Genomic DNA, 23,918 nt, shown 5'->3' on the forward strand with positions numbered 1-23,918 from the left:
CCGCTCGCGGCAAGCCGATGCCAGATTTGCGCTTTTTTTTCGTCGCGCCCCGCAAAATTGCATTCCAGTTAACGCGCTGGCTGTATTTGCCGCACCGCGCAGGTATACTCCTTTCCTGGTTTTTTTAATCACTACGTCGGGAGTTGTTACCCCCCATGCAAGAAATTATGCAATTTGTTGGCCGTCATCCCATACTGAGTATCGCCTGGATCGCGTTACTGGTGGCGGTTATTGTGACTACGTTTAAGAGCCTGACCTCGAAAGTGAAGGTGATTACTCGTGGTGAAGCTACGCGTCTGATCAACAAAGAAGATGCTGTGGTTGTGGATTTACGTCAGCGTGATGACTTCCGTAAAGGCCATATCGCAGGTTCTATCAACCTGTTGCCGAGCGAAATCAAAGCCAACAATGTTGGTGAGCTTGAGAAGCACAAAGACAAACCGGTTATCGTGGTAGACGGTTCTGGCATGCAGTGCCAGGAGCCTGCAAACGCGCTGACGAAAGCTGGTTTTGCGCAAGTATTCGTGCTGAAAGAGGGCGTTGCTGGCTGGGCTGGCGAAAACTTACCTCTGGTGCGCGGCAAATAATTTACCTGTCGTCTTTCATGATGCAGGCCGTTAGCTGCAATTAGGCCCCCAGCGACTTATTGTTATAAGCTTCTGGGGACACTCCATTTTGCATCCGCCCTGCAACATGAAATTTCAGGGTAAAAAAACAGGAGCTAAGTTATGGCCAATGTTGAAATCTATACCAAAGAAACCTGCCCGTATTGCCATCGTGCGAAAGCACTGCTGAGCAGCAAGGGCGTGAGTTTTCAGGAGTTGCCGATCGATGGCAACGCCGCTAAGCGTGAAGAGATGATCAAACGCAGCGGTCGCACCACGGTTCCCCAGATTTTTATTGACGCACAGCACATTGGCGGCTGTGATGACTTGTATGCATTGGATGCACGTGGTGGACTGGATCCCCTGCTGAAATAACGTGTGAACGTTGGCATTACATTGCGCAGTATTTAAGGACAACACTTAAGGGTTTTCTACACATGTCAGAACAAAACAACACCGAAATGACTTTCCAGATCCAACGTATTTATACCAAGGATATTTCTTTCGAAGCGCCGAACGCGCCGCACGTTTTCCAGAAAGATTGGCAGCCAGAAGTTAAACTTGATCTGGATACGGCATCTTCTCAACTGGCAGATGACGTTTACGAAGTGGTACTGCGTGTTACCGTAACGGCCTCCCTGGGCGAAGAAACCGCGTTCCTGTGTGAAGTTCAGCAGGGCGGTATTTTCTCCATCGCGGGTATCGAAGGCACCCAGATGGCACATTGCCTGGGTGCATACTGCCCGAACATTCTGTTCCCGTATGCTCGTGAGTGCATCACCAGCATGGTATCCCGCGGTACATTCCCGCAACTGAACCTTGCGCCGGTTAACTTCGATGCGCTGTTCATGAACTATTTGCAGCAGCAGGCTGGCGAAGGTACTGAAGAACATCAGGATGCCTGATGAACCAACGTAATGCTTCAATGACTGTGATCGGTGCCGGCTCGTACGGCACCGCTCTTGCCATCACCCTGGCAAGAAATGGCCACGAGGTTGTCCTCTGGGGCCATGACCCTGAACATATCGCAACGCTTGAACGCGACCGCTGTAACGCCGCGTTTCTCCCCGATGTGCCTTTTCCCGATACGCTCCATCTTGAAAGCGATCTCGCCACTGCGCTGGCAGCCAGCCGTAATATTCTCGTCGTCGTACCCAGCCATGTCTTTGGTGAAGTGCTGCGTCAGATTAAACCGCTGATGCGTCCTGATGCGCGTCTGGTGTGGGCGACCAAAGGGCTGGAAGCGGAAACCGGGCGTCTGTTGCAGGACGTGGCGCGTGAGGCGTTAGGCGATCAAATTCCGCTGGCGGTTATCTCTGGCCCAACGTTTGCGAAAGAACTGGCGGCAGGTTTACCGACGGCCATTTCGCTGGCCTCTACCGACCAGACCTTTGCCGATGATCTCCAGCAGCTGCTGCACTGCGGCAAAAGTTTCCGCGTTTACAGCAACCCGGATTTCATTGGCGTGCAGCTTGGCGGCGCGGTGAAAAACGTCATTGCCATTGGCGCGGGGATGTCCGACGGTATCGGTTTTGGTGCGAATGCGCGTACGGCGCTGATCACCCGTGGGCTGGCTGAAATGTCGCGTCTTGGCGCGGCGCTGGGGGCCGATCCTGCCACCTTTATGGGCATGGCGGGGCTGGGCGATCTGGTGCTTACCTGTACCGACAACCAGTCGCGTAACCGCCGTTTTGGCATGATGCTCGGTCAGGGCATGGATGTACAAAGCGCGCAGGAGAAGATTGGTCAGGTGGTGGAAGGCTACCGCAATACGAAAGAAGTCCGCGAACTGGCGCATCGCTTCGGCGTTGAAATGCCAATAACCGAGGAAATTTATCAAGTATTATATTGCGGAAAAAACGCGCGCGAGGCAGCATTGACATTATTAGGTCGTGCACGCAAGGACGAGCGCAGCAGCCACTAATCCCAGGGAACTTTGTTACCGCTATGACCCGGCCCGCGCAGAACGGGCCGGTCATTATCTCATCGTGTGGAGTAAGCAATGTCGTGTGAAGAACTGGAAATTGTCTGGAACAATATTAAAGCCGAAGCCAGAACGCTGGCGGATTGTGAGCCAATGCTGGCCAGTTTTTACCACGCGACGCTACTCAAGCACGAAAACCTGGGCAGTGCACTGAGCTACATGCTGGCGAACAAGCTGTCATCGCCAATTATGCCTGCCATTGCTATCCGCGAAGTGGTGGAAGAGGCCTACGCCGCCGACCCGGAAATGATCGCTTCTGCGGCCTGTGATATTCAGGCAGTACGTACCCGCGACCCGGCGGTGGATAAATACTCGACTCCATTGTTATATCTGAAAGGTTTTCATGCCTTGCAGGCCTATCGTATCGGTCACTGGCTGTGGAATCAGGGCCGCCGCGCACTGGCAATATTTCTGCAAAACCAGGTTTCTGTAACGTTCCAGGTTGATATTCACCCGGCAGCAAAAATTGGCCGCGGTATCATGCTTGACCACGCCACGGGCATCGTTGTGGGTGAAACGGCGGTGATTGAAAACGACGTATCGATTCTGCAATCTGTGACGCTTGGCGGTACGGGTAAATCTGGTGGCGACCGTCATCCGAAAATTCGTGAAGGTGTGATGATTGGCGCGGGCGCGAAAATTCTCGGCAATATTGAAGTTGGGCGCGGCGCGAAGATTGGCGCAGGTTCCGTGGTGCTGCAACCGGTGCCGCCGCATACCACCGCCGCTGGCGTTCCGGCACGCATTGTCGGTAAACCAGACAGCGATAAACCGTCAATGGACATGGATCAGCATTTCAACGGTATTAACCATACGTTTGAATATGGGGATGGGATCTGACGTCCTGTGATTGTGCCGGATGCGATGTAATCATCTATCCGGCATACAGTAACTAATCTCTCAATACCGCTCCCGGATACCCCAGCTGCCGCCAGGCTTCATACACCACGACCGACACCGCATTGGACAGGTTCATGCTGCGGCTGTCCGGCACCATTGGAATGCGAATTTTTTGTTCAGCGGGCAGGGCATCAAGAATGCTTGCTGGCAGGCCGCGTGTTTCCGGGCCGAACATCAGATAATCGCCATCCTGATAGCTTACGGCGCTGTGAGCAGGCGTACCTTTCGTGGTGAGGGCAAACAGGCGCTGGGGATTTTCTGCTTCGAGGAACGCGCGATAGTCATGATGACGCGTAACGGCGGTAAACTCGTGATAGTCCAGCCCCGCGCGGCGCAGGCGCTTATCGTCCCAGGCAAATCCCATTGGTTCGATGATATGCAGACGAAAGCCGGTATTAGCGCAAAGACGGATGATGTTGCCAGTATTTGGCGGAATTTCTGGTTCGTAAAGTACGATGTTTAGCATACTGCCCCCTTAGTGCGGGGGCAGGATAGCAGATATTCGTCTAACCCTTAAGCTGCATTCCCTTTCGCTATCGGAGCTAGTGCCGCAGGCAACTCTTTACCCAGCTCTTGCACCAGCGAATCTTGCGTAATTTCGCTGATCGATTTCGCGCCAGTCAGCGTCATCGCCACTTTCATCTCTTTTTCGATCAGATTTAGCAGGTTAGCTACACCCGCCTGGCCCGCTGTTGCCAGCGCATACAGGAAAGCACGACCCAGCAGTACGGTGTCGGCACCGAGCGCAATCATACGCACGACATCAAGCCCGTTACGAATTCCGCTATCCGCCAGAATGGCTATATCACCTTTCACCGCATCTGCAATAGCGGGCAACGCACGAGCGGAAGAGAGTACACCGTCCAGCTGGCGGCCACCGTGGTTAGAAACCACAATCCCATCAGCACCAAAACGTACTGCATCGCGCGCATCTTCCGGATCGAGGATCCCTTTGATCACCATCGGACCATCCCAGAAATCGCGGATCCACTCAAGGTCTTTCCATGAGATGGACGGATCGAAGTTATTCCCCAGCCAGCCGATGTAATCTTCCAGTCCGGTCGGTTTGCCGAGGTAAGCCGAGATATTACCTAAATCATGTGGACGACCGTTCAGGCCCACATCCCACGCCCATTGCGGATGCGTCACCGCCTGCAAGTAACGGCGCATTGCCGCATTTGGGCCGCTCATACCAGAATGCGCATCACGATAACGCGCGCCCGGTGTCGGCATATCCACGGTGAAAACCAGCGTCGAGCAGCCTGCCGCTTTTGCTCGCTCCAGCGCGTTACGCATAAAGCCGCGATCGCGCAGCACATAAAGCTGGAACCACATCGGACGTTTAATGGCTGGAGCGACTTCTTCAATCGGGCAAACGGAAACCGTCGAGAGAGTAAACGGAATGCCATGCGCATCCGCCGCTTTGGCAGCCTGAACTTCGCCACGACGCGCATACATGCCACACAAACCCACCGGAGCCAGCGCCACCGGCATCGACAATTTCTCATTAAACAGCGTCGTTTCCAGGCTTAAGTCAGACATGTTTTTCAGAATACGCTGGCGCAGCGCCACTTCTGACAAATCTTCCACGTTGCGGCGCAGCGTGTATTCAGAATATGCACCCCCATCCATATAGTGGAACAGGAACGGCGGCAGAATGCGTTGTGCTGCGGCGCGATAATCGCTGGCTGCGGAAATAATCATGCGTTTTTCTCCCTCGAATGCTCATTATGGTCACCAGGCAGGCGGGTAATGCGTGCATGGCGAGCTTGATCTTCATCGAATCGTTTCATGGTGGTGTGAACAAAGCTAAGGTGCGCCATCATTGCTTTACGCGCCCCGTCAGCATCACCGGCAAAAATGGCGTCAATGACTGCCTGATGTTGTTCGGTCAGCTGTGAAAAAACCGGGGGTACCAGATACATCCGCTGGCGGCTATGCTTCACAGAGGATTGCAGGACATCGAAGAAACCGCGCATGGTTTGCAGCAGCACGATGTTATGTGAGGCTTCGGCAATCGCCAGATGAAAACGAACGTCCGCTTGTGAGGCGAGATCCGGGTCTTCACTTAGCGTTGCTTCAAAGCAAAGCTGAATTTTCTCTTTTTCGCCTGGTGTGGCGCGCATTGCTGCATGCCATGCGGTGCTGGCTTCAATGGCGTAGCGGGCTTCCAGAATATCGAAACTGTAATCCGGATCATCGGCCATCAGCGTTTTCAGCGGCTGGACGATGTTTTGCTCCGACCATGTGTCATGACGCCAGCGAATAAACGTCCCGCCGCCGCGTCGACTAAGCAGCACGCCTTCGCTCACCAGTTTTGCCAGCGCCTCGCGCAGTGAATTACGCGATACGCCGAGTTGCATCGCCAGTTGACGTTCAGCGGGCAACTTCATGCCCGCCTCCAGGTTTTTTTCATCAATCAGCGCCCGCACACGATCGGCAACCTCGTCTGACAGGCGTCTGGGTAAAACAATCATTAAGGAATCATCCACGTTAAGACATAAGCCTGAAGCGTGGTGATCACGCCCACCATACAGGTGAAGATCAGGCTGTGTTTGACAGTAAAGCGGAACAGATCTGACTCTTTGCCTACCAGGCCTACCGCCGCACAGGCGATAGCGATAGATTGCGGAGAGATCATCTTACCGGTGACACCACCGGTGGTGTTGGCGGCAACCAACAACAGGTCAGAAACGCCAATTTGTTGTGCTGCAGTGGCTTGCAGCGCGGCGAACAGGGCGTTAGATGAGGTATCCGATCCGGTCAGGAAGACACCAAGCCAGCCGAGGAACGGCGAGAAGAAGGTGAATGCATGGCCGGTGTGCGCCAGTGCCAGCGCCAGCGTTGATGATAGTCCGGAATAGTTCGAGATAAAGGCGAACGCCAGCACCATACCGATGGAGTAGATAGGCAGAGCCAGTTCTTTCAGCGTGCTGCCGAAGGTGCTGATAGCGTCAGATGGTTTCATCTTCAGCCAGACAATCGAGAGCAGGGCAGCAAAAAGAATGGCGGTACCGGTGGCAGAGAACCAGTCGAACTTAAACACGGCGGTATACGCTGTCGCTTCGCTGACCACTGGCGGCATACGGGCAACCAGTTTATCGAGGTACGGCACCGGAATATTGATCACCCATTCATACAGCGCACCACCCGAAGCGAACAGGGCTTTAAACGGTGGAATACTCCACAGCGTTACGGTGGCGGTCAGGAACAGGAACGGTGTCCAGGCGCGAAGCACCTGACCTGCGGTGTAACCGGTGTGAGCCAGCGTCATATCAACCTGTGACGCCCCCAAGTCACCGAAGCGGAATACGCGCACTGGTTGCCAGCGTTTGAGGAACAGCGTCAGGCAGAGCAGTGATACCAGCGAAGAGATAATGTCTGGCAGTTCCGGCCCAATGAAGTTAGAGCTGAGGTATTGAGCAATGGCAAACGAACCACCTGCAACCACGACCGCAGGCCACGTCTCTTTGATACCGCGCCAACCGTCCATAATCGCCATGATCCAGAACAGCACGATAATGGTCATAAACGGCAGCTGACGCCCCACCATCTGACCAATCTCAAAGCTGTCGATGCCTGTTACCTGCCCGGCGACCAGAATCGGAATACCCATCGCGCCAAATGCCACTGGCGCGGTGTTAACAATCAGGCACAGTCCGGCGGCGTACAGTGGTTTAAAGCCCAGACCGACCAGTAATGCGGCGGTAATTGCTACCGGAGCGCCAAAGCCTGCGGCTCCCTCAAGGAAAGCGCCGAAACAGAAACCGACGATCAGCATTTGCAGGCGCTGGTCAGGGGTTATCGAAAGAATAGACGAGCGGATGATGTCAAACTGCCCGGTTTTCACCGAGATCTTATAGACGAACACTGCCGCAATAATGATCCACGCGATGGGCCACAAACCGTAGAAGAAGCCATAAATCACCGAGGCCAGCGCGTTAGCGACCGGCATTTTATAGAACAGCAAAGCCACGGCAAGGGCGATTGCCACCGTCCATGAGGCGGCGACATAACCTTTGAGTTTGAGCTTAATCAGCGCAAAGAAGAAAAACAGGATGGGAAGCGATGCTATCAGGCTGGAAAGCCAGATATTCCCGGCGGGATCGTAGTTTTGTTGCCAGAGATTCATTGCAGGTCTCCTGGAGTCCACGCACATCGTGTAATGAGTCTGATGCTCATCTCCTTGTCACACGTTGTGTAAAAGTGGCACTGCCAATTGTGTTGTGTAGGGATAATGACAATGAATGGTTAACTAAATGTTATGCATTGGCAACATTGATGTGAGTTTTAATTGGGGAATTGTGAACCAGAGGTCAGATAAGCGAATAATTGGTAGGGCCAATTCTTGGTGGAGGGAGATGTCTGGTAAAGAAAAGGGCAATCCTCATCAGAGAATTGCCCTTAGTCACACTAAGTTAATGGATGATTACCACTGAATACCGGCACCGAGCGCGGCGGAGTATTCACCCTGGCTATTGGTACTACCTTGTAATTTGTAGACCCAACGACCATTGGCGCTCACCATCGACACACCTAAAGCAACAGCCGATTCACCATTGTAAGTACCGCCACCAATAGAGGCCATGCTGGCACCTGGAGTGTAAGCCTGCGGCAGACCGGTCATTGCCATTGCAGAAGCGATACCACCGCTCAACTTGCTTTCGGTTTTGGACAGTTTGTTATCCATCTCAACCATCCGCTGATCGGTGTATTGCTTCGTTTCCTGCACGCTTTGCTTCAACTGCGCATAGTTCACTGCGTCGTTGTTGTTGACGCCAGCGGAGACGTTGCTGATGCGAGTCGTACCGCCATTACCACCACCGAGAGTGATGTTGCTGTAGTCTATAGAACCATCAGCTTTGGTGTCGTAACGAACGCCGCCTGCCTCAGAAGACTTCAGCTGCGAAACGTTAACCGCATCGGTGGCATTAACACCTGCAGCAACGTTGGTGATACGACGCTGGTTGGTAGAAGAACCCACAGAGATGGTGTTTTCTTCGTTGGCCACGGAACCGGTACCCAGCGCGACGCTGTTGTCAGCGGCAGCAATGGAACCAGAACCAATTGCAACACTGTCTTTACCCTGCGCGTTGGCATCTACGCCATCGGTGTTGGTCTTGAAGTATTTGGTGCTACCGGTGGTTACGATATCGCCAATGCCGTTTTCGATATTGGTAACGCGAGTATCCAGATTCGTCACCTGATTGTTCAGGTTAGTAATGCTCTGGGTATTCTGGGAAACCTGCGCGTCCGTTACTTTCAACTGACCCACGTTAACCGCATCGGTATCAGCCGAACCAGCCGCGACGTTGGTGATCTGACGTTGACCGTCTTCACTGCCGACAGAGAACTCACCCACAGAGTTCTGTGGTGCGTCCATGTTGTAGGCGGTGTAGCCAGTTTGAGCACCACGAGTCGTCTGTGAGCCATTACCCATAGCAATGCTGTTTGCATGGTTTGCACGCGCGTTGCTACCGATAGCAATGCCATTAAGTGCATTCGCGTCCACGTAGGCACCATAACCGATACCAATACCCGCATTACTATTAACGATAGTTTTCGCGCCCATTGCTAGCGAGTCTTCACCTACTGCCAGTGAATCTTCTTCCGTTGAGTTGGCGTGGAAGTATTTGGTCGGCGTGGTAGCGACTGCACCAATGGCATTTTGCAACTGGCGAACCGTAACGGCGTCATGGGCTTCGGAACCATCGGCTACGTTGATGATTTGACGATATTTACCGTCATCACCAATAGACAACGCACCAAGTAGTTCGCCATCCGTGGTGTCATAACCAATCACAACACCTTCTTCCGACACGCTGGTGTCACGAGAACCTTTAACTATTACACGGCTGGAAACGGAACTGCTACCCAGGGCAATACCGGTATCAACGGTGCTGCTGCTACCTTGACCAATGGCTACGCTGCTTTCGCCTGAGGCGACAGCGTTATAACCCACAGCCGTAGCGCCAATACCTGAAGCGCTGGCATCGTTGAACGCTAAGCCGTTGTCGTTGGTACGTACATAGTTAATGCCCGCACCGTTATCTTCGATGTAGGTTTCGCTGGTGTTACCGGCAAGCTGATTGATGATTTCGCTGTTCTGCTGGATCAGCATATTGGTGTTAAACAGCTGAGAACCGTTGATGGCGTCAGTGCTGCCTTCGCCAATGTTACCATCAGCAACGTTTGTGATGATGCTGGCCTTGCCATCATGGCTGGCGTTGTAGGCACCTGCGCCGTCATTGGCCGTTGCATCCCACAGCAGAGCGTTATCGTCGAGCGCATCCAGGGCGTCACCGACGTTGTTGTACTCGGCATTTGCAATGGTGTAACTCGGCGCAGTAATAGAACCATCAGCGTTGACTTCTGCGTCACCACCCAGCGCATCAGCGATGTACTTGTTGGTGGTATACAGTTGTGAGCCGTTAATAGCATCGCTGCTGGTGGAGGAAATTGCACCGTCTGCGACGTTAGTAATGACGCTGGCCGTTTTATCTACTCCGCGACCGGCGCTAAATGCACCATTACCGCCATTGGCTGTTGCATCCCACAACAGAGCGTCATCCAGCGTGGTATCGATCGCTTCCAGCGCGTCACCGACGTTGCTGTAACTGCCGCCAGCGATGGCATAAGTCGGTGCGGTGATTGTGCCGTCAGCATTGACTTCTGCGTCACCACCCAGAGTATCGGCAATGTACTTACTGGTGTCATAGAGCTGTGAGCCGTTAATAGCGTCGCTGCTGGTAGAGGAAATTGCACCGTCTGCAACATTAGTAATGATGCTGGCCGTGTTATCTTTTCCGCGACCGGCGCTAAACGCACCGTCACCGCCCTTGGCGGTCGCATCCCAGAGTAGGGCGTCACCGAGTGATGTGCTAAATGACGTGTTAATGGCAGCCAGAGCATCACCGACGTTATTGTAGTCAGTACCACCAATAGTGTAGGTTGGCCCGGTTAATACACCCGCATCACTGATATCAGCACCACCGCCAAGGTATGACGTAAATGAATCAGCTAAGCCATAAAGTTGTGAGCCATTAATGGCGTCAGTGCTATCAGAGGATACCGTGCCTGCCAGTAAGTTGGTGATTTTGCTATCAGTACCGTTGGTACCGTGTTTGGCACTGAATGCACCCGCCGTAGCGTTCCACAGCAGAGAGTCATCACCGAGACTGTCAACAGCGTCAGTCAGGTTGGTGATGTTGGTGGTATTCGTGGCGATATTGGTGGTGTTGGCTGCCACGGCATCGTTAGTGGTTTTCAGCTGAGAGCCGTTTACCGCGTCAGTGCTGCCAGCCGTCAGGTCACCGTCTTTGACGTTGGTGATTTTGCTGGTGGCTTCGGTACCGTGCGCGGCGCTGAATGCCCCCGCCGTAGCGTTCCACAGCAGGGAATCGTCACCGAGGCTGTCAACAGCGTCAGTCAGGTTGGTGATGTTAGTGGTGTTCGTGGCGATATTGGTGGTGTTGGCTGCCACGGCATCGTTAGTGGTTTTGAGCTGAGAGCCGTTAACCGCGTCAGTGCTGCCAGCCGTCAGGTCACCGTCTTTGACGTTAGTGATTTTGCTGGTGGCATCAGTACCGTGTGCGGCGCTGAATGCCCCCGCAGTAGCGTTCCACAGCAGAGAGTCATCACCGAGACTGTCAACAGCGTCAGTCAGGTTGGTGATGTTAGTGGTGTTCGTGGCGATATTGGTGGTGTTGGCTGCCACGGCATCGTTAGTGGTTTTGAGCTGAGAGCCGTTAACCGCGTCGGTGCTGCCAGCCGTCAGGTCGCCAGCGGTGACGTTGGTGATTTTGCTGGTGGCATCAGTACCGTGTGCGGCGCTGAATGCCCCCGCTGTAGCGTTCCACAGCAGGGAATCGTCACCGAGGCTGTCAACTGCGTCAGTCAGGTTGGTGATGTTGGTGGTATTCGTGGCGATATTGGTGGTGTTGGCTGCCACGGCATCGTTAGTGGTTTTCAGCTGAGAGCCGTTTACCGCGTCAGTGCTACCAGCCGTCAGGTCACCGTCTTTGACGTTGGTGATTTTGCTGGTGGCATCGGTACCGTGCGCGGCGCTGAACGCGGTGCCATTCCACAGCAGGGCATCGTCTTTAAGGTCGCCAACGGAATCCGTCAGGTTGGTGATGTTGGTGGTGTTGGTTGCCACATTATCGTTAGTAGTTTTGAGCTGAGAGCCGTTAACCGCGTCGGTGCTGCCAGCCGTCAGGTCACCGTCTTTGACGTTGGTGATTTTGCTGGTGGCTTCGGTGCCGTGCGCGGCGCTGAACGCGGTGCCATTCCACAGCAGGGCATCGTCTTTAAGGTCGCCAACGGAATCCGTCAGGGTATTGATACTGTTAGTGTTGGTGGTGATATTGGCAGTATTGGTCGCTACGTTATCGTTGGTGGTTTTCAGCTGAGAACCGTTAACCGCATCCTTACTGGTATCAGAAATAGCGCCGTCTTTAACGTTGGTGATGGTACTGGTAGTATCTGTACCATGTGCCGCACTATATGCCTTTTTAAGGGAGTCCCATTGTAACGTATTATTGTCCAGGCCCGTTAAGGCGTCGCCAACAGTGCCGAAAATACCACTTTTCAGCCTGTAATTTGGGGAAGTAACGACGCCTTGCGCATTGACGGTAGCCCCCCCACCAAGATTGTCCGCTACTGACTTACTGATAGCATAAAGCTGTGATCCATTGATGGCATCAGTACTGGTAGTGCTGATATCACCTGCTGCCATATTGACAATTTGTCGCTGAGCTGTTGTGTTACCCACAGAAACAGTATCCGCGTCAGTCGCTACAGAACCAGCACCCAGAGCAACTGAATTTTTCCCTTGAGCACTGGCTTGAGCACCAATTGCAGTGCCATTTTCTAAACCGGCATAACTGCCTTGTCCAAGAGCAATAGCATTTACACCACCTGTAATACTACCATTACCCAGCGCGATAGCATTTGCGCCGTCAGCTTTATTCCCTTGACCGATGGCAATTGCGCCAGCCGCTACTGCCTGACTTTGATTGCCCAGAGCAATCGTGTTGTCGACATCTGCAATACTGCCGGAGCCCAACGCGATACTATTAAGTCCATTTGCCTCCGCGTTAGTACCAACTGCCGTCGCATTTTCAGCAGCTTTGCTCTCTGCACCCATAGCAATCGCGTTTGCGGCGTTGGCGGCGGATAGTCTACCGAATGCGAGGCTGTCTACGCCAGCTGCAGCACTGTTGCGGCCTACTGCAATCGCGTTAGCTGCAGATGCGGCGCTACTTGCACCCAGCGCCATTGCATATTCTTTCGACGCATTAGCCGTGGCTCCGAGGGCGATACTCATAATTCCTAAGGCCTTGCTTTCACGTCCAAATGCGATGGCGTCATCAGCACCAGTCTCTGCGTGATCCCCTTGTGCAATAGAAAATTCACCTACTGAGTTCGCATAACGACCAAGTGCGATTGAAAATCCACCCGTTGACGTTGCCGATGCACCTATAGCGAGGCTTCGCTCACCTGCTGAGGTAGTGTTAATCCCTAACGCCACTGATGCTTCGCCAAGCGAATGGGTCTTAGCACCGAGGGCTGTTGACCACCTTCCGTCAGCAGTTGAGTGATAACCTACTGCGGTGCTGGAGCCACCCCCGGTGTCTGTAAAACTATTTGCTTTTGCATCTTCACCGATAGCAACCCAGCCTGTTCCTGTTCCCTGGCCATAATTGACGCCCTGACCGTTGTCCCTTCCTGCCTGAGCCTGTACCCCAAACGACGACAACATTCCCCCAGCAACCAGGGCAGAAATTAACAGCTTACTGCGCCCGGATTTCTTGCCACGGCTTTTTGCCGTTTCACTGGCAACGGTGTAACTGCCTGTTGCCGGATTCCAGATAACTTTAAAAATTTTGTTCATTATTGATGCTCTCTATTCCTTGATATAAGCGCAGAAGCTGCATTTATTTTTTGTTTTTTCGCTGCCGAGTTTCAGCAGGTTGAACAGTGTCGAACTGGAGATTGGCCATATTGATGGACAACTTCAGATACTTCAGGTTATTAGGCGAAACGCCTTTTAATGTCAGATTAATGTCTTGCCATTGACCAGGCATTAATTGCAGAGTGGAATTCATGGTGGTGTTGAAAAGTAATTGTTGCCACTTTGCCAGAGCTTTGGCATCGGTGGGTCTTTCATTGCCCCATGTCGCATGAAAGCCAATATTTGATACGGGAACGCTTAAAAGGTTAACCAGCGAAATACGAATAACACTGCCATTTTCAACCGCATCAATAGCCAGCACCCGGCCTGCCAAACCGACCGATCCGTTATTTAAAATGAAATATTGTGTTTGTGCTGGGTTAAATTCTGTAAAGACAAATTCGTCCTGCTTGTCTTTAACCGCTTTCACCACGCCAGCGAGCGTCTTGGTACTATTTATGACAGTAGTTTGTTGTTTTTCAAGATGTTCTATCTTTCGCTTATCGAGTTCCTGCTGTTTCTCAAGCGCCTCAATTTTGCTTTTTTGCAACTCTTGCTGTGTAACGAGGTCGTCGACCTTACTCGCTTTTTCAATATAGTCACACCCTGCCAATAAGCAGAGAGGCACTATTATTAACACGCTTAACAGTGTTTTCTTTAGGTTCATAGGATGAATTCCTTTTCATAATCCCGATACGTTGATAATTACAGTACAATCATTTTTTTTATGAATGATTAGAGTGGGGCATATCCGCCAAATAAATTTGTTAGAGAATTTTTGTATTAATGGGTTGTGCGAATATGTTTTTAAGTGTCAAACAATTTTAGTTTGTAGCCAATAAATAAATTGATCGCGCGGATTTTAATGATCGGTGTCAATCAATGTCAAATGTTTCACCGGATAAAGGCCCGGGGCAGGGAAAGATAAATATTCAGTTGAGTGATGTTTTATTGCGAATTTTGCGATGCTGATAGAAAAATTTAAATAATTAATTATGTTTCAAGCATTGATATGCGGCAATTCATTGTTAATATTGATACATCATTCTTTAATTTGTACCTGATTTTCAGAATTTAGCCTGCTCCGGGCGCTCAGAAGTGTAGGTGGAGTTAAATATATAATGTTAAGAACGTTATAAATATTCGATCTCTACAACAGGCTCCTGCATGTGCCAGCAGGAGCGAGTAAATCGTGAGTGGCTGTAATTACAGCGACGAGAAAGGAACTTAAAACGCAGTCTTAGAGAACCCTGTCATCTCTTGTAGGCCCATTTCGCGGCCCAGCGCGGTCATTGGGTGCACAACGACCAGTCCGCGAACGCTCTTCTTCAGTTTGCCCATATCAGCTTGCTCTTTTTTAGTAATCGCGCGCTGGAACGGCATCTTCATCAGCTTCTGTGCTTCCTTACTGAGTTTCTGGCTGTGAACTTCGCGCAGGCGAGCAATTTCTGCTTCCAGAGTGGCTTTCTCTTTTTCCAGTTCGGCATATTTGTCTGCGGCTTCAACCAGCGACAGATCGGCCTGCTGGTGGCGGATGGCGTCCAGACGATCGCTGAGACGTTTGATTTCGTTTTTTTCGACTTCTTTCATGTGATGGCTTCTGATAAAGATAAATTTATAGCCCCTAGTATGCGCGACCAGGTGCTTTGTTCACAACTGATGACATTGCAATAGTTCTATAACGTAAACATTAACATGCTTAAAAACTACGCAATTTATTGATTAATTAAGAAATTTAAAGAAAAAAGATAGTTAACAAAAGCGGATGATTATTGAGGATTGAGCACGTTTTCCTTAATGTCATTTATACCGGGATCTAAACTAAAATTGGCGGCCGCGCATTCCCGGCGCGGGGTAATACGGAGATATCATCATGGGCAAATTAGGTGAAAACGTTCCGCTTCTTATCGATAAAGCCGTAGATTTCATGGCATCGAGCCAGGCGTTCCGGGAGTATCTGAAAAAACTACCTCCCCGTAACGCGATTCCGTCCGGAATACCTGATGAAAGCGTGCCGTTATATCTACAACGTCTGGAGTATTATCGTCGGCTTTATCGGCCGAAGCAGGTAGAGGGGCAGTAAGCAGGCGTTGCTTACTTTTGGAAGGCTTTTTTTAAGCTGATTTTGGAAATCAGCTCTGTCAGTGAAAGGACCATTGTTGATCGCACAGCCTGTTGGTAACGCTGAATTTGCATTGCATACAAACTGGAGTCTGCAGGTTCAAACTGTGGCGGCGGTGGTAACGCCGCCACGCAATGCAGTTCACCAAAGGGTCCAAGGATTTCGTCGTCGGTAAACGCGTACTCGTTGCCGTCGTGATTTAGCTCTTCACGCAATGCCATCAGCAGTTCCGCATCTTCGTATTCCTGGCGGTTAATGACACCCAACCCGTAAATGAGTTTTAAACGCACAGAAAGATCGCCCAGCGGACCGTCGCCGTCGAGTAACGGTTCTACAGCATACTTCACCGCGTAATCGTCTTTGCGGAATACCTGAAGCACCAGAAGATTTACCGCCTCGGTCAAAAGCTCGACGGCGGTGATCAGAAAGCTTCGCACGGTTTTGCCAGCATTCAGACGCTCAAGCACACGGTTTTCAAAGGCCTGGGTTTGTTCCATTGTTGCCTGCATATCTGACAATCTGTTATTCGGGCGCAGGGTATCCTGCGCCTGGTCCACCATTATTGCATTGCTTTATAAGCGGTTACTGCCTCGGATACAACCTCGCTGTTGGCATCAAGACCGGAAATCTGTGCCAGCGCGGCTTGTGGGCCTTTGTCGGCAATCAGCGCTGCCAGTTCCTGAGCCTGCGGATCATCTTCACTGCGGAAGTGCATTGCAGCGGCAATACCTTCAATCAGGTTTTTATGTGGCAGACCATATTCCAGCGTTCCGAGCAGTGGCTTGATCAGACGGTCGCCAGCACTCAGTTTACGCAGCGGCTGACGGCCTACGCGCTCTACATCATCTTTCAGATACGGGTTCTCGAAACGACCGAGGATTTTCTGGATGTACGCCGCATGTTTGTCCGCGTCAAAGCCGTAGCGCTTGATCAGTACCGCACCGCTTTCTTCCATCGCACCTTTTACCACCGCGCGGATTTTCTCGTCGAGAATCGCATCACGAATGGTCTGATGACCGGCCAGTTTTCCGAGGTACGCGGTTATAGCATGACCCGTGTTCAGGGTGAAGAGTTTACGTTCGACAAATGCCATTAGGTTGTCGGTTAACTCCATGCCTGGGATGTTCGGCAGCGCGCCTTTGAACTGCGTTTTATCAACAATCCATTCGCTGAATGTTTCTACCGTCACTTCCAGCGGATCGTTGGTTGCAGAAGCCGAAGGCGGCACGATGCGGTCAACGGCGGAATCGACAAAGCCAACGTGTTCTTCTACCCACGCTTTGGCATCTTCCGGCAGGGCGTTCATCACATGGCCTTTCAGCTGCGTGGTGCCGCGTACCATGTTTTCACAAGCGATGATGTTCAGCGGGGATTCATTACCTTGTTCTTTACGTTTCACCAGCCCTTTGGCGATTGCCGGGGCAATACGTTCCAGCACAACCGGACCAACGGCGGTAGTGACTAAATCAACCTGAGCAATCAGATCAACGACATCATCACCAATGCTGCTGACGGCATTGACGCCGGAAACGGTATCTACCTGCTCGGTTTCACCGACCACATGAACCTGATAGCTATGACGGGCATTCAGGGCATCAAGTACCACCTGATTGACATCGGCAAACGTCAGTTGGATACCCGCGTCTGCCAGCAGTTTACCGATAAAGCCACGACCGATATTACCTGCGCCAAAATGTAATGCTTTCATAGTATTAACCTTCATCAATGTTTTTACCCGAGAGGGCTGGGGTGAGGCTTTTCCCTCACCCAAACCCTCTCCATGTGGAGAGGGGCCGCGCCGGATGCGGCGTAAACGCCTTATCCGGCCTACAAGAACGTGCAAATTCAACAAACTACGCTTTGTTTTGTAGGCCTGATAAGCGTAGCGCATCAGGCAATAAGCCCCACCTTCTCCATGTGGAGAGGTGGGATTGGATTACTTACGACCTGCCAGCAGTTCCAGCACTTCATCCACGCTGGTGGTGTGTGCCAGACGCTCGATGACAGACTCATCATCCAGTGCATTGGTCAGGCTGGTGATAACCTGAATGTGCTCGTTGTTACGGGCAGCAATACCAATCACCAGACGGGCAATGTCATCTTCTTCTTCACCGAAGCGCACGCCTTCCGGGTACTGGCAGAACACCACGCCCGTTTTCAGTACGCGATCTTTCGCTTCAACCGTACCGTGCGGTACCGCGATGGACTCACCCAGATAAGTCGGGGTCAGTTTTTCACGATCCAGCATCGCCTGAACGTATTCCGGCTCAACGTAACCGCCTTTCACCAGCTGCTCGCCAGCAAAACGAATCGCTTCTTCTTTGGTGGCCGCTTTACGACCGAGGAAGATGTTCTCCGCGCCTAGCTTGAACAGGTTAGCACTGGAATCATCAAAGCTGTCTTTCAGACTGTCTTTCACTTTCACTTCGTTTTCAGTATGGCGCTGGGCAGCAACCAGACGTTCGGTCAGGCTGGTGTACAGGCCGCTGTCGAGGAAGTTGGTCAGCGAAATATGCTGTGCCTGCGGAACCTGGCGCATAGCGCGTTCGGTCAGGTCACGGTGAGTGATGACCAGGTCCACATCTGGCGGCAGGTTGTTGATCGCGCTGTTAGTGACCGAAATCTGCGACAGACCTGCATCCTGAATTTTCTTACGCAGCACACCTGCGCCCATCGCACTGGAACCCATACCGGCATCACAGGCAACGATGATTTTACGTACGTGGCTCAGGTCGTTAGTCACATCGCCCGCAGACAGCGGAGACGCGCCTTTAGACTCAGCTTTCATGTCCTGCATACGACGAGTTGCTGCTTCAATATCATCTTCTTCTTTCACTTTGCTGGTTTTCAGCAGAATGGCAGAGACAACGAAGGAGACAGCCATCGCCGCACACACACCCGCGATGTTAGCGAAGTATGCACCTTTTGGTGTCATCGCCAGTACAGCAAGGATAGAACCCGGAGATGCCGGAGAAACCAGACCACCGCCCAGGATAGTCAGCGTGAACACGCCAGTCATACCACCGAGGATAACGGCCAGAATCAGACGCGGATTCATCAGCACATACGGGAAGTAGATTTCGTGGATACCGCCCAGGAAGTGGATGATTGCCGCACCGCCCGCAGACTGTTTAGCGCTACCACGACCAAAGAACATGTACGCCAGCAGCACGCCCATACCCGGACCTGGGTTAGCTTCAATCAGGAAGAAGATGGATTTACCCAGTTCATGGGACTGCTGAATGCCCAGCGGCGAGAAGATACCGTGGTTAATGGCGTTGTTGAGGAACAGGATTTTCGCCGGTTCAACAAAGATAGACGCCAGCGGCAGCATGTCATGGACAACCATGAAGTTAACGCCCGCAGCCAGCATTTTGGACAGGGCTTCAACAATCGGGCCAATGCCGAGGAATGCCAGAATAGCGAGGATCATCCCGATGATGCCTGCGGAGAAGTTATTCACCAGCATCTCAAAACCGGATTTGATCTTACCGTCTACCCAGCGGTCGAAGTGCTTAATGCACCAGCCGCCCAGCGGACCTGCAATCATAGAACCTAGGAACATCGGCATGTCTGCGCCGACGATAACGCCCATGGTGGTAATGGCACCGACTACGCCGCCACGTTCGCCGCCTACCAGCTTACCACCGGTATAACCGATCAGCAGCGGCAGGAGATAAGTGATCATCGGCCCGACCAGCTTCGCCAGCGTCTCGTTCGGTAACCACCCTGTTGGAATAAATAACGCGGTGATGATACCCCACGCGATAAACGCGCCGATATTTGGCATCACCATGTTGCTGAGGAAACGACCAAAGCTTTGCACTTTGATCTTAATATCGGATGACATAAAAACACCCCTTCTTATGTTTGCTGTCGCGCAGGCTGGAAGCCCGAGGTTTTTTGTTAATGTGGCGGCAGAGGTAGCCGGACCTTGTAGATACTGCGAAATCTGGCACTGAATCGGTTAACTGTCCAGTCGACGGCCTTTTGTGTGATATCAGTCACATAAATATAGGGGGTAGAGAGGTAATTGACGTGATGCTCATCACAAAACTCTTGTGTAAAAAAGCAACAAGGCGGCGATTTTCGCTAAAAATGGCATTTAAATGTGAGTGATGTCACATTTTTATTTTGATGGTTTGTTGAATCTTTGTGATCTGAATCACAAGATATTTTCTTACGGCGTTCACCTGATGTGATCTACAGCATGTTATGCCTTCGTCATGAAATCGTTATGTAACTAAGCAACTCATCACCTCTTAAAATTATTCTTTGGTGTTATGGCGAGAATCGCGAACCCGGATTATTGTCAAAATATCAGCCTGACTCCCTTCTGGCTGCCAGCCAAAAAACAACACTGATAAACGTGAATCCGAGGCAGATATGTTTCTAAACTATTTCGCGTTGGGAGTGCTGATCTTCGTCTTTCTGGTGATTTTTTATGGAATCATCGCGATACATGACATCCCTTATCTGATTGCCAAAAAGCGCAACCATCCCCATGCCGACGCTATTCATACGGCGGGCTGGGTGAGCCTGTTTACTCTACATGTTATCTGGCCGTTCCTGTGGATCTGGGCGACGCTCTATCAACCGGAGCGCGGCTGGGGCATGCAGTCACATGTTGCGTCGCAAGAGAAAGCGACTGACCCGGAAATCGCCGCACTTTCTGACCGAATTTCCCGGCTGGAGCATCAACTCGCCGCCGAGAAAAAGACTGACTATTCCACGTTCCCGGAGATCTAAATATGGATCTATTGATTGTTTTAACTTACGTGGCGCTGGCGTGGGCGGTCTTTAAAATCTTCCGCATTCCGGTGAATCAGTGGACGCTGGCGACGGCGGCGCTGGGAGGCGTGTTTCTGGTGAGTGGTTTGATTTTGTTGATGAACTACAACCACCCTTACACTTTTACCGCGCAAAAGGCAGTGATAGCGATCCCCATCACGCCACAGGTGACGGGAATTGTTACTGAAGTCACTGACAAGAATAATCAGCTTATTCAAAAGGGCGAGGTGCTTTTTAAACTCGACCCGGTTCGTTACCAGGCGCGAGTTGACAGACTTCAGGCTGACCTGATGACGGCGACGCATAATATAAAGACGCTGCGCGCGCAGCTCTCTGAAGCGCAGGCCAACACCACCCAGGTTTCAGCGGAGCGCGACCGTCTGTTTAAAAATTATCAACGTTATCTGAAAGGCAGCCAGGCGGCGGTGAATCCGTTCTCGGAACGTGACATCGACGATGCGCGGCAAAACTTCCTCGCGCAGGACGCGCTGGTGAAAGGCTCGGTGGCGGAGCAGGCGCAGATCCAGAGCCAGCTCGACAGTATGGTTAACGGCGAGCAATCGCAGATTGTGAGCTTAAGAGCGCAACTTACTGAAGCAAAATATAACCTTGAGCAGACTGTCATTCGCGCGCCGAGCAATGGCTACGTTACTCAGGTACTGATCCGCCCAGGTACATACGCAGCTGCCTTGCCGTTGCGTCCGGTGATGGTTTTCATCCCCGAGCAAAAACGGCAAATTGTCGCCCAATTTCGGCAAAACTCGCTGTTACGTCTGAAACCCGGCGATGATGCGGAAGTGGTGTTTAACGCGCTACCTGGGCAGGTGTTCCACGGCAAACTGACTAGCATTTTACCTGTCGTGCCAGGCGGTTCTTATCAGGCGCAGGGGGTATTGCAATCATTAACGGTCGTGCCCGGCACGGACGGTGTGCTGGGAACCATTGAACTGGACCCTAACGATGATATCGATGCCTTACCCGACGGCATCTACGCCCAGGTGGCGGTTTACTCCGACCATTTCAGCCATGTTTCGGTGATGCGGAAAGTGCTGCTAAGAATGACCAGCTGGATGCATTATCTTTATTTGGATCATTGAGGGGGGCGGGGGAGATTATGGAACTTTGCTCCCTGCAAGGACTAATTATTTTTGCATATTATTTCATCGGCTGTGATGATTTTTCGTTAATATCCATTATGTTAAGAAGTTCGGGATGAGTGTGAACTCATTGGATTTTTTATCCGTCTTGATCTGCCGAAGGATCAGACTATACATTGTCGAGATCGCAATGATGATATGAGTTGTTCCTCTGCCACGGCTCTAATCAAAAAAGAGCAGGAGTGCTTTTCCATCTATTGCGATGATGGCTTTATTATCTGAAGGATGACAGTCACATTTAAAAATATTTAATTTATAGATCACAATGTAGGTTCATGTAATATATGTATACAACTATTTTTCTCTTCACTTTTAATTATCGTATTCATTATAACACTAAGTTAAAAAAACTCCTGGAGAGTGAGTTATTAATATGTTTTTAAATATAATTAAGTTATTATTCATCGATGCATTTTATAGAATCATCAATGGCTACAATAGTACTATTAACTCTCCAATTTATATTTTTATTATCATTGCAAATATTAACTGAATCTATATCAATGATTTTTTTATTTTTATCTTTTATTTTGTTTACAGTTTCAATGCAATCAGCGACAAGTTGGTGTGGATTTAGATTCTTCAGATATGGTCTTATGATCTTTCCCTTGCTTAATAAATAGCATGTATAGGATTCGGAAAGTCCAGCATCTATTTTGTACATCATTATTCTAGATAAGGATGTGAGAAATGCCTTGTTATTATTAGCAGCCATATATGCCAGTCCGAGTTCAGCCTCTGCGGCTTTACATGAAAAATAGCTAAGTGAACACGCTTTTCGTCCCTCTTGGGTACTGGCTGATATTAGTGCCCATAATATTGCCTTGTCTGCCAAATCCAACTCTCTCTGAAATTGGTTTACAGTAACTGCATTCGCAGAAATAGAGAAGAAAAGCACAATTGTTAATAACCTTGTCATATTTCTAGTCCGTCACTGTTAATGTGCTATCTGGCTCTGAAAATATTAGCTCATTTAATTTTTGCATGTCATTAGATGAACCAGTTATACAACCCTCGGAACAGAATCGAGGTCCTAAAGATGGACCAAAAGCGTTTAAACAACTATGTGTTAAAAATCCATCACGATTATACGTTTCTGTATTTGCTGACGGTACTAAACGTATACCATTAGGTTTTCTATTGGTTGCTCCAGGACTGTTAAGCAAGCCTCGTCCGGTTTGCTTCATTGAGTTCTCCACTTTAGACTATTGGACTATCTTTCAACATGGCATCGCCTTAGTATACCGCTGGTTTTCCGCTCATTGTTAATTTTCTCTTTCGTTCATTTCACTTAATTTTCAGTTTTTTCCAAAAGTCAATATTCCCTTCTAATAAAATTTTTTCTATGGAATCTTCATTAATTTTATTATTAGAGCATATGACATTATCTTGAACGCCATATGACACCACCCCGTTTTTATCAATATAATATCTGTCTTTACCATCAATAATATAAATCCTAACATTTTTATCATCAAAATGGTAACACTCATTACTAGACCTGTTCAGTAACATTAATAACTTCTCACGATTTATCTGTAATAATTTTTGTGCACCATCTTTTATTGCAAAATTTTCAATTTTACTTTTAGTGACAGGGGAATATGTTTGGATGCGAAAAGGCATCCTATAATGGAAAACATCAGCTATACAGCAAGATGAAAAAAATACGGAAATAAAATACAGACATACTTTCATACCATCTCCTAAACTGGTGATATATTAAAAACATACCCAAAAGCAATATAAAAATGTTTAATATTTCATTCTTGCTGGCAAGCCCAACTCTTTACGAAATGGGTTTTCATATTTATCAACATTAGCCATCGAGTCAGTTCCATCGTCTTTCATTCCCTTTGCATGCCCCATTTCATGCGCAAGAACCACACTCAACAGAGTGGGTTTCATGGCACATGCTTTGTTTTTTCCTTGATATACACATGAGCTATGGTCGTTATCAATATCAATGTAAAAACTATATTCAGTATCATCGTAGCATGTTTGGTTTATGCCTTTTCTTAATCCTCTAAATATATATTCATGCTCTGATGACTCTAATTCTTCTGTTATTTTATGTCCAAACTTTGTTTCTGCTACAGCTTTATATGCTTCTTTTAAAGTTTTTTGTGTACTTTCATCTCCCTGAAAAGACACTTTTAACCCTAATGGATCGAAACCAGATACCGGATTCAACGGATACTGATAAAAATTCCATCCCCCCTTAAGCCCAATCGGATCCTGAGTGATATACCGCCCCTGCAGCGGGTCATAATAGCGGTGGCGGTTGTAATAGAGGCCGGACTCCTCATCATACTGCTGACCCGGCAGGCGGATGAGCTGCTGCAGCTGGTGCGGGTTCTCTTCATTCAGCAGGTTGCCCCATTCATCGTATTCTGCGCACCAT

At 50.2% G+C, this 23,918-nt stretch carries 21 protein-coding genes; 8 read left to right on the forward strand and 13 right to left on the reverse strand.

Annotated elements, in window-relative coordinates; translation table 11 throughout:
• The first annotated feature begins 155 nt into the window (after positions 1-155).
• The 5 genes from ACJHYD_RS13125 (at position 156) to cysE (ending at position 3,429) form a co-directional block, all read left to right on the forward strand.
• Positions 156-587 carry a rhodanese-like domain-containing protein gene (locus ACJHYD_RS13125; protein WP_001156174.1) on the forward strand — a complete coding sequence of 144 codons (432 nt, stop codon included), beginning with the start codon at positions 156-158 and terminating at the stop codon, positions 585-587.
• Positions 588-728: 141 nt separating this feature from the next.
• Positions 729-980, forward strand: coding sequence for a glutaredoxin 3 (gene grxC / locus ACJHYD_RS13130; protein WP_000024392.1), 252 nt, complete (start codon positions 729-731; stop codon positions 978-980).
• 62 nt (positions 981-1,042) lie between these two features.
• Positions 1,043-1,510: a protein-export chaperone SecB gene (gene secB, locus ACJHYD_RS13135; protein WP_000003377.1), complete on the forward strand. Its 468-nt coding sequence runs from the start codon at positions 1,043-1,045 to the stop codon at positions 1,508-1,510.
• Positions 1,510-2,529, forward strand: a complete 1,020-nt coding sequence (gene gpsA / locus ACJHYD_RS13140) for an NAD(P)H-dependent glycerol-3-phosphate dehydrogenase (protein WP_001076194.1) — start codon at positions 1,510-1,512, stop codon at positions 2,527-2,529. Before secB ends, gpsA begins: the two co-directional genes overlap by 1 nt.
• Before the next feature lie 78 nt (positions 2,530-2,607).
• On the forward strand, positions 2,608-3,429 hold the full coding sequence (gene cysE, locus ACJHYD_RS13145) for a serine O-acetyltransferase (RefSeq protein ID WP_001277561.1): 822 nt from the start codon (positions 2,608-2,610) through the stop codon (positions 3,427-3,429).
• A 52-nt stretch (positions 3,430-3,481) separates the two neighbouring features.
• Here cysE and trmL read toward each other — a convergent pair whose 3' ends face one another.
• The 7 genes from trmL to ACJHYD_RS13180 all read right to left on the reverse strand — a co-directional run bounded on the left by trmL (position 3,482) and on the right by ACJHYD_RS13180 (position 15,034).
• On the reverse strand, positions 3,482-3,955 hold the full coding sequence (gene trmL, locus ACJHYD_RS13150) for a tRNA (uridine(34)/cytosine(34)/5-carboxymethylaminomethyluridine(34)-2'-O)-methyltransferase TrmL (protein ID WP_000932347.1): 474 nt from the start codon (positions 3,953-3,955) through the stop codon (positions 3,482-3,484).
• Between the two features lie 47 nt (positions 3,956-4,002).
• Positions 4,003-5,193 (reverse strand): quinone-dependent L-lactate dehydrogenase, encoded by a 1,191-nt coding sequence (gene lldD / locus ACJHYD_RS13155; RefSeq protein ID WP_001551845.1) that lies wholly within the window; start codon positions 5,191-5,193, stop codon positions 4,003-4,005.
• Positions 5,190-5,966: a transcriptional regulator LldR gene (lldR, locus tag ACJHYD_RS13160; protein ID WP_001304974.1), complete on the reverse strand. Its 777-nt coding sequence runs from the start codon at positions 5,964-5,966 to the stop codon at positions 5,190-5,192. The genes lldD and lldR overlap by 4 nt, the downstream gene beginning before the upstream one ends.
• Positions 5,966-7,621, reverse strand: coding sequence for an L-lactate permease (gene lldP / locus ACJHYD_RS13165; RefSeq protein WP_001551844.1), 1,656 nt, complete (start codon positions 7,619-7,621; stop codon positions 5,966-5,968). Before lldP ends, lldR begins: the two co-directional genes overlap by 1 nt.
• A gap of 297 nt (positions 7,622-7,918) precedes the next feature.
• Complete coding sequence (locus ACJHYD_RS13170) at positions 7,919-13,384, reverse strand: YadA-like family protein (protein ID WP_023909825.1); 5,466 nt, start codon at positions 13,382-13,384, stop codon at positions 7,919-7,921.
• 43 nt (positions 13,385-13,427) lie between these two features.
• Positions 13,428-14,111, reverse strand: coding sequence for a DUF3251 domain-containing protein (locus ACJHYD_RS13175; RefSeq protein WP_001551841.1), 684 nt, complete (start codon positions 14,109-14,111; stop codon positions 13,428-13,430).
• A 560-nt stretch (positions 14,112-14,671) separates the two neighbouring features.
• The gene (locus tag ACJHYD_RS13180; RefSeq protein WP_000665680.1) at positions 14,672-15,034 is read right to left on the reverse strand and encodes a YibL family ribosome-associated protein; all 363 of its coding nucleotides are present in this window, start codon (positions 15,032-15,034) and stop codon (positions 14,672-14,674) included.
• A gap of 283 nt (positions 15,035-15,317) precedes the next feature.
• Here ACJHYD_RS13180 and yibT point away from each other — a divergent pair, with 283 nt between their 5' ends.
• Positions 15,318-15,527 carry a protein YibT gene (gene yibT, locus ACJHYD_RS13185; RefSeq protein WP_000517100.1) on the forward strand — a complete coding sequence of 70 codons (210 nt, stop codon included), beginning with the start codon at positions 15,318-15,320 and terminating at the stop codon, positions 15,525-15,527.
• A gap of 11 nt (positions 15,528-15,538) precedes the next feature.
• Here the strand turns inward: yibT and mtlR are convergent, their stop codons facing one another.
• The 3 genes from mtlR to mtlA all read right to left on the reverse strand — a co-directional run bounded on the left by mtlR (position 15,539) and on the right by mtlA (position 19,416).
• Positions 15,539-16,126, reverse strand: coding sequence for a mannitol operon repressor MtlR (gene mtlR, locus ACJHYD_RS13190; protein WP_000228269.1), 588 nt, complete (start codon positions 16,124-16,126; stop codon positions 15,539-15,541).
• Positions 16,126-17,274 (reverse strand): mannitol-1-phosphate 5-dehydrogenase, encoded by a 1,149-nt coding sequence (gene mtlD, locus ACJHYD_RS13195; RefSeq protein ID WP_000645420.1) that lies wholly within the window; start codon positions 17,272-17,274, stop codon positions 16,126-16,128. Before mtlD ends, mtlR begins: the two co-directional genes overlap by 1 nt.
• Positions 17,275-17,502: 228 nt before the next feature.
• Positions 17,503-19,416: a PTS mannitol transporter subunit IICBA gene (gene mtlA, locus ACJHYD_RS13200; RefSeq protein WP_000093252.1), complete on the reverse strand. Its 1,914-nt coding sequence runs from the start codon at positions 19,414-19,416 to the stop codon at positions 17,503-17,505.
• Positions 19,417-19,952: 536 nt separating this feature from the next.
• On the opposite strand from mtlA, the gene ACJHYD_RS13205 reads away from it, so the two are divergent.
• Positions 19,953-20,315: a DUF3302 domain-containing protein gene (locus ACJHYD_RS13205; RefSeq protein WP_000479624.1), complete on the forward strand. Its 363-nt coding sequence runs from the start codon at positions 19,953-19,955 to the stop codon at positions 20,313-20,315.
• A 2-nt stretch (positions 20,316-20,317) separates the two neighbouring features.
• Positions 20,318-21,454, forward strand: coding sequence for an HlyD family secretion protein (locus tag ACJHYD_RS13210; protein ID WP_000364920.1), 1,137 nt, complete (start codon positions 20,318-20,320; stop codon positions 21,452-21,454).
• Positions 21,455-21,911: 457 nt separating this feature from the next.
• On the opposite strand, the gene ACJHYD_RS13215 is transcribed toward ACJHYD_RS13210, so the two are convergent.
• From ACJHYD_RS13215 to ACJHYD_RS13225, 3 genes are all read right to left on the reverse strand, one after another.
• The gene (locus tag ACJHYD_RS13215) at positions 21,912-22,433 is read right to left on the reverse strand and encodes an Imm57 family immunity protein (protein WP_239606591.1); all 522 of its coding nucleotides are present in this window, start codon (positions 22,431-22,433) and stop codon (positions 21,912-21,914) included.
• A gap of 368 nt (positions 22,434-22,801) precedes the next feature.
• Entirely contained in the window at positions 22,802-23,212 is a 411-nt protein-coding gene (locus tag ACJHYD_RS13220) for a hypothetical protein (RefSeq protein WP_000861664.1), read from the reverse strand.
• Between the two features lie 57 nt (positions 23,213-23,269).
• Positions 23,270-23,918 (reverse strand): RHS repeat-associated core domain-containing protein (locus tag ACJHYD_RS13225; RefSeq protein ID WP_175118432.1); only part of this gene is annotated, 649 nt, incomplete at its 5' end.

Origin of the sequence: Escherichia sp. WS1368 (assembly GCF_046487485.1) — a bacterium.
GTDB lineage: Bacteria > Pseudomonadota > Gammaproteobacteria > Enterobacterales > Enterobacteriaceae > Escherichia > Escherichia coli.